6 protein-coding genes and 1 riboswitch are annotated in these 6,396 nt (G+C 37.1%); all 6 genes read left to right on the forward strand.

Translation table 11 applies throughout. The annotated features are described in order from the left end of the window. Positions 1 to 202: 202 nt before the first annotated feature. Positions 203 to 348, forward strand: a riboswitch (cyclic di-AMP (ydaO/yuaA leader). 102 nt (positions 349 to 450) lie between these two features. Genes V7183_RS03920 through kdpDN form a run of 6 tightly spaced genes read left to right on the forward strand, consistent with a single transcriptional unit; the run spans position 451 to position 6,243 of the window. Continuing rightward, on the forward strand, positions 451 to 555 hold the full coding sequence (locus V7183_RS03920; RefSeq protein WP_335358733.1) for a signal peptide protein: 105 nt from the start codon (positions 451 to 453) through the stop codon (positions 553 to 555). Then, positions 552 to 632 carry a K(+)-transporting ATPase subunit F gene (gene kdpF / locus V7183_RS03925; RefSeq protein WP_335358746.1) on the forward strand — a complete coding sequence of 27 codons (81 nt, stop codon included), beginning with the start codon at positions 552 to 554 and terminating at the stop codon, positions 630 to 632. The genes V7183_RS03920 and kdpF overlap by 4 nt, the downstream gene beginning before the upstream one ends. A gap of 19 nt (positions 633 to 651) precedes the next feature. Next, positions 652 to 2,319: a potassium-transporting ATPase subunit KdpA gene (gene kdpA, locus V7183_RS03930; protein ID WP_335358734.1), complete on the forward strand. Its 1,668-nt coding sequence runs from the start codon at positions 652 to 654 to the stop codon at positions 2,317 to 2,319. A gap of 13 nt (positions 2,320 to 2,332) precedes the next feature. Continuing rightward, positions 2,333 to 4,432, forward strand: a complete 2,100-nt coding sequence (kdpB, locus tag V7183_RS03935; protein ID WP_335358735.1) for a potassium-transporting ATPase subunit KdpB — start codon at positions 2,333 to 2,335, stop codon at positions 4,430 to 4,432. An 18-nt stretch (positions 4,433 to 4,450) separates the two neighbouring features. Beyond that, on the forward strand, positions 4,451 to 5,032 hold the full coding sequence (kdpC, locus tag V7183_RS03940) for a K(+)-transporting ATPase subunit C (RefSeq protein ID WP_335358736.1): 582 nt from the start codon (positions 4,451 to 4,453) through the stop codon (positions 5,030 to 5,032). Positions 5,033 to 5,088: 56 nt separating this feature from the next. Then, positions 5,089 to 6,243: a KdpD-like non-kinase potassium sensor gene (gene kdpDN, locus V7183_RS03945; protein WP_335358737.1), complete on the forward strand. Its 1,155-nt coding sequence runs from the start codon at positions 5,089 to 5,091 to the stop codon at positions 6,241 to 6,243. Positions 6,244 to 6,396: the final 153 nt, after the last annotated feature.

Genomic DNA, 6,396 nt, shown 5'->3' on the forward strand with positions numbered 1-6,396 from the left:
GAAAATGGATTTATATATTAAAGAGCTATTTTAATGAAAAAGAAAGAAAAAACAAGAAAACACATGATAAAACATTAATAACTTTAAATGTAAGCGTTTAAACGATAAAATATTTTCTTATTTTAAGTAATTTTGCTCTTTACAAGTTAAATATAGAGGAGTATATTTACATTCATAAATTGTTCATAAAAATTCCAAAAACAACCTGATATCGCTGAGTCCAATTATTTGGAGCGGGGGAACCAATTTTGTGCATTGTCACTTGGGGTGAATCTTTCATGATGAAAGTAGGGCTACTCTTTAGGCCCGAATCCGACAGCTAACCTCGTAAGCGTTTGGAGAGGAGGTTTACTTTTGTGTTGTTCATTTTTGAACACTGAGTAGAGCCTCAGTGTTCTTTTTTTGATAGGTAAATGGTAAAATTTAACATTTAGAAACGAGGGGAAAATAATGCTTGATATTGTGATGGTCGGAATTTTTATTGTATTAGGCGCATCTATGGTGGGGCTTGCAAGCTGGTCGGATAAAGTTGTGAAAGAAGGGAAGCAATCATGACGATTGCCTTATCAGTTATTGTTGCAGGGATTACGGTGTATTTAGTTTATGCGTTATTAAATCCAGAAAAGTTTTAATTAGGGGGAATCATTCATTATGATTTGGGTTGCAGTTGTTGTCACAATGTTATTATTCATTCTTGTTGCAAAGCCAACGGGTATTTATTTAGAAAAAGCTTTTCAAGGGGGGAGCAAACTAGATAAAGTATTTGGACCTTTTGAAAAACTTATTTTTAAAATTACGGGCGTGAAACCATACAACCAAACCTGGAAACAGTACGCACTATCATTAGTTGCACTCAATGGTTTTATGATCGTTGTTGTATATTTCATTTTTCGTTTGCAGGGTGTATTACCGTTAAACCCAGCACATATTGCAGGGATGGAGCCAACGCTTGCTTTTAATACAGCAATTAGCTTTATGGCTGATACAAACTTACAGCATTATAGCGGTGAAAATGGATTATCTTATTTATCACAATTAGTTGGGATTACATTTTTAATGTTTGCTGCACCAGCAACGACATTAGCACTTGTAATGGCTTTTATAAGAGGATTAGCAGGGAAGGAACTTGGTAACTTTTTCGTTGATTTTACACGAGCTTTAACAAGGGTATTTCTTCCTATTGCATTTGTTGCAGCACTGATTTTTGTTGCACTTGGTGTACCGCAAACTTTAGATGGAGCAGTTACAGCACACACAATTGAAGGTGCGAAACAAAGTATTTTGCGCGGTCCTGTAGCTTCATTCGTTTCAATTAAAGAACTTGGTAACAATGGTGGCGGATTCTTCGGAGCAAACTCTACACATCCATTTGAGAATCCAGGACAAATTAGTAACATTTTACAAATGATGCTTATGATGCTACTGCCAACAGCTTTACCGTTTACGTATGGACGTATGGTTGGAAATAAAAAACAAGGACGTATCCTTTTTGTTTCCCTATTTATGGTATTCTTAATTGGTTTTATCACAATTACTTCATCAGAATTACACGGAAATCCAGCATTAAATCAAATGGGTATCGAACATGTACAAGGGAATACAGAAGGAAAAGAAGTACGATTTGGAACGGTCTTCTCCTCACTGTATGCGACAGTAACAACGGCAGCTGAAACAGGTGCGGTTGATACAATGCATGACACGTTAACACCGATTGGCGGATTGGTGCCACTTGTAAATATGATGTTAAATACAGTGTTTGGTGGCGTTGGTGCAGGGTTTGTCAATATCATTATGTACGCAATTATTGCGGTCTTTATATCTGGATTAATGGTTGGACGGACACCAGAGTTTTTAGGTAAAAAAATTGAAGGGAAGGAAATGAAGTTAATTGCAGTAACAATATTATTTCATCCATTGTTGATTTTAGGATTTTCAGCATTGGCCCTTTCAACACATTTAGGAACAGATGCAATTTCTCATTCAGGTTTTCATGGTTTAACGCAAGTGGTATATGAATATACATCTTCTGCCGCTAATAATGGATCTGGATTTGAAGGACTAGGCGATAATACAGCGTTTTGGAATATTACAACTGGTATCGTTATGTTTTTAGGACGTTATTTCAGTTTAATTACAATGTTAGCTGTTGCAGCTTCATTGAAAGAGAAGACAGTAGTGCCGGAAACAGTAGGAACATTCCGCACAGATAATAGTTTGTTTGGAGGCATTTTCATTGGAACGATTGTAATCGTTGGAGCATTAACATTCTTCCCAATGTTGGTATTAGGACCAATTGCAGAATTTCTTACATTGAAGTAATGGAGGGTAAATGATGAGACCTGTAGTGGCAAAAGAAAAACAAGTTGATCAATCGATTACATCGTCAATACATGCTGTAGAGAGTGAAGTTAGACAAGCGAAAACGATGGATCGTGATATTGTTACACATGCGATGAAACAATCAGTTGCGAAACTGAATCCGAGAGTAATGGTGAAAAACCCAATTATGTTCGTGGTGGAAATTGGATTTGTTATTACTCTTATCTTATCGTTTCTTCCCAGTACATCTAGCAGTATACCAGGATGGTTTAATATAATAGTTTCTCTCGTTCTATTATTTACAGTTCTGTTTGCTAATTTTGCAGAAGCATTGGCAGAAGGGCGTGGTAAAGCACAGGCCGATTCTTTGAAACAATCGAAGAAAGATGTATTTGCAAACGTCATAAAAGAAGATGGAAAAATCGTTCAAGTTTTAGCTACTGAACTGAGAAAGGGCGACATCGTAATTGTAAAACAAGGAGAAATGATTCCAAGTGATGGTGAAGTCATTAAAGGTTTAGCATCAGTCGATGAATCGGCTATTACGGGGGAATCTGCTCCTGTTATTAAAGAGGCTGGTGGAGACTTTTGTTCAGTAACAGGCGGTACAATGGTTGTTAGTGATGAAATTACAATTTCGATTACAAGTAATCCTGGTGAGTCATTTATAGATAAAATGATTTCTTTAGTAGAAGGAGCTGCTCGTCAAAAAACACCGAATGAGATTGCTCTGAACACAGTATTAACAAGTTTAACTCTTATTTTCTTAATTGTTGTTGTCACACTACCGATTTTTACAAATTATTTAGGGTTTAAAATTGATACAGCTGTACTCGTAGCGCTTCTCGTTTGTTTAATTCCAACGACAATTGGTGGTTTATTATCAGCCATTGGGATTGCTGGGATGGACCGAGTGACGAAGTTTAATGTATTAGCAATGTCAGGTAAAGCTGTAGAAGCTGCCGGTGATATTAACACAATTATTTTAGATAAAACAGGTACGATTACTTTTGGGAATCGGATGGCACATACATTACTTCCTGTAGGAAATGAAACGATTGAACAATTAGGAAAATGGGCTGCACTAGGATCGGTTTTAGACGAAACACCAGAAGGGCGATCTGTCATAGAATATGTAAAATCAAAATCTTTCTCTTATAATAGAGAACTCGCAGAACAAGGTGAATTTGTTCCATTTAAAGCAGAAACAAGAATGAGCGGTGTGGATTTACCTGATGGGACAAAAGTAAGAAAAGGTGCAGTTAATGCGGTTATTGAGTGGGTACAAGCACAAGGTGGAACGATACCAAAAGATTTAAATCAAAAAGCTGATTTTATTTCAAAAGAAGGTGGAACGCCACTTGTAGTTGCAGTGGATAGTCGTATTTATGGATTAATTTATTTAAAAGATACTGTAAAACCTGGTATGCGTGAACGTTTTGAGCAGCTTCGCCAAATGGGAATCAAAACAGTGATGTGTACAGGTGATAATCCACTAACAGCAGCAACAATTGCGAAAGAAGCAGGGGTAGATGAGTTTGTTGCAGAATGTAAACCGGAAGATAAAATTGCAGTTATTAAAGCAGAGCAAGATAAAGGAAAACTTGTAGCAATGACGGGTGATGGTACGAACGATGCACCAGCGTTAGCACAAGCTGATGTAGGGTTAGCGATGAATAGCGGAACAACAGCTGCGAAAGAAGCAGCGAATATGATTGATCTAGATTCCAATCCAACAAAAATTATTGAGGTTGTAGGGATTGGGAAGCAGCTACTAATGACGCGCGGTGCGCTAACAACATTTAGTATCGCGAACGATATAGCAAAATATTTTGCAATTATCCCAGCGATGTTTACATTAGCAATTCCGCAAATGGAAGCACTCAATGTAATGAAATTAACTTCGCCGCTTTCAGCCATTTTATCAGCATTAATCTTTAATGCAATTATTATCCCATTACTCATTCCTTTGGCGATGAAGGGGATTGCATATAAGCCGATGAGTTCCAATGCCTTACTTGGTCGTAACTTATTCATTTACGGTCTTGGAGGAGTGATTGTTCCTTTCATTGGAATTAAAGTAATTGATATGATTGTGGGATTGTTTATATAAGGAAGAGGGGAAAAGAAGATGGCTAACAAACAAAGTATACTTTCACCGGTCATTCGTGTTACTTTTACATTTCTTGTCCTGTGCGGGCTTTTATATCCATTGCTTGTAACTGGAATTGCACAAGCGGTAATGAAGGACAATGCGGATGGAAGTCTTATATATAATGAAAAAAATGAAGTGATTGGCTCAAAATTAATCGGCCAAAACTTTACAGATCCACGTTATTTCCATGGACGTGTTTCAAGTATAGAATATAAAGCTGAAGCATCGGGATCAAATAACTATGCACCATCTGATACTGATTTAGTAAAACGTGTAGAAAAAAGTGTAGCAGATTGGAAGGAGAAAAACCCGGCTGTTCCAGTTACGGAAGTACCGATGGATTTAGTGACGAATTCAGGTTCTGGATTAGATCCTGATATTAGTCCAGAGGCAGCTTACGTACAAGTGGATCGCATTTCGAAAAAAACGAATATTCCGAAAGAAACAATAAATCAAATCGTTAAAGATCAAACAGAAGGTGCTGCATTAGGGTTATTTGGAGAAGATCGTGTGAATGTCTTGAAATTAAATTTAGAGTTACAGAAACTAATGAAATAGTACCGTTGCTACCTCAATCGAATGGATTGAGGTAGCGTTGTTTGCTAGGAAGGGTTGTGTGTGTAATGTATGCAGATGACTATAAACCGACATTTCAAAGACGTACGCCGGAGGAATATTTAGAATATATTCGAAGGCAAAATCGCGGGAAATTAAAGTTATATGTAGGGGCTGCTCCGGGAGTAGGAAAAAGTTATAAAATGCTGTTTGACGCGCAAGAGATGAAAAAAGAGGGCGTTGATATTGTAATTGGTTTAATTGAAACACATGGAAGAAAAGAGACAGAAGAGGCAATTGCTGATTTAGAAAAAATGCCTTTAAAAGAAATGAATTATAAAGGAAAAGTATTTTATGAGCTTGATGTAGATGGGATTATAAAACGAGCGCCTCAAGTCGTTGTTGTGGATGAATTGGCACATAGTAATATACCTGGGTCAAAACATAAAAAACGCTACATGGATGTAGAAGAATTATTAGACGCTGGAATATCAGTATTATCGGCGTTTAACATTCAGCATTTAGAGAGTGTTCATGATATTGTAGCGCAAATCACGAATGTAAAAGTACGAGAGCGCATTCCCGATTTTATTTTACAAAAAGCAAATGAGATTCAACTGGTTGATGCAACACCAGAGGTATTACGAAAACGATTAATAGATGGGAAGATATATAAGGAAGAAAAAATTCAGCAAAGCTTACAAAACTTTTTTACAGTTAATAATTTAGGAGCTTTACGAGAACTGTCACTTCGCGAAGTTGCAGACGACATGGACGAGAAAATTAGTCAATTGGTGATGGAACCAATCGGTGTAAAAGAAAAGATTCTCGTATGTGTGCAGTACAGTTCAACAGCGGAGAAATTAATACGGCGCGGCTGGCGTATGGCAGACCGATTAAATGCTGAATTGTATGTGTTAAATGTTGAAAGAGAAAATATAGAATCAATCTCGGTAGGAAAAAGACAAACAATTGACGAATGGCAAGCTTTGACGAATCAATTTCATGCAACTTTTTTATTAGAAGAGGCGAAAGGAAGAAAGCCAGCTGATGTCATCATTGAAGTGGCAAACCGATTGCAGGTCACACAAATATTACTTGGGCAATCAGCAAGAACAAGATGGGAAGAGATTCGAAAAGGATCCATTGTAAATGAGATTATGAGGCAGACGAAACATATTGATATTCATATTGTGGCTGATCAGAGAGTATAAAGAGAGAATGTCCAAATGTAGCAAATTAGCTGTTTTCGGACATTCTTTATTTTTGTTTGTACGTTATATATACATTAATTAAAAAAATTAGGTGGGAGAGAGCAGCTGGCCATGGATAGAAGCGGTCAGGGCCCTTTTCTGCCACATACGAAG

This window comes from Bacillus sp. JJ1127, assembly GCF_036965845.1.
GTDB lineage: Bacteria > Bacillota > Bacilli > Bacillales > Bacillaceae_G > Bacillus_A.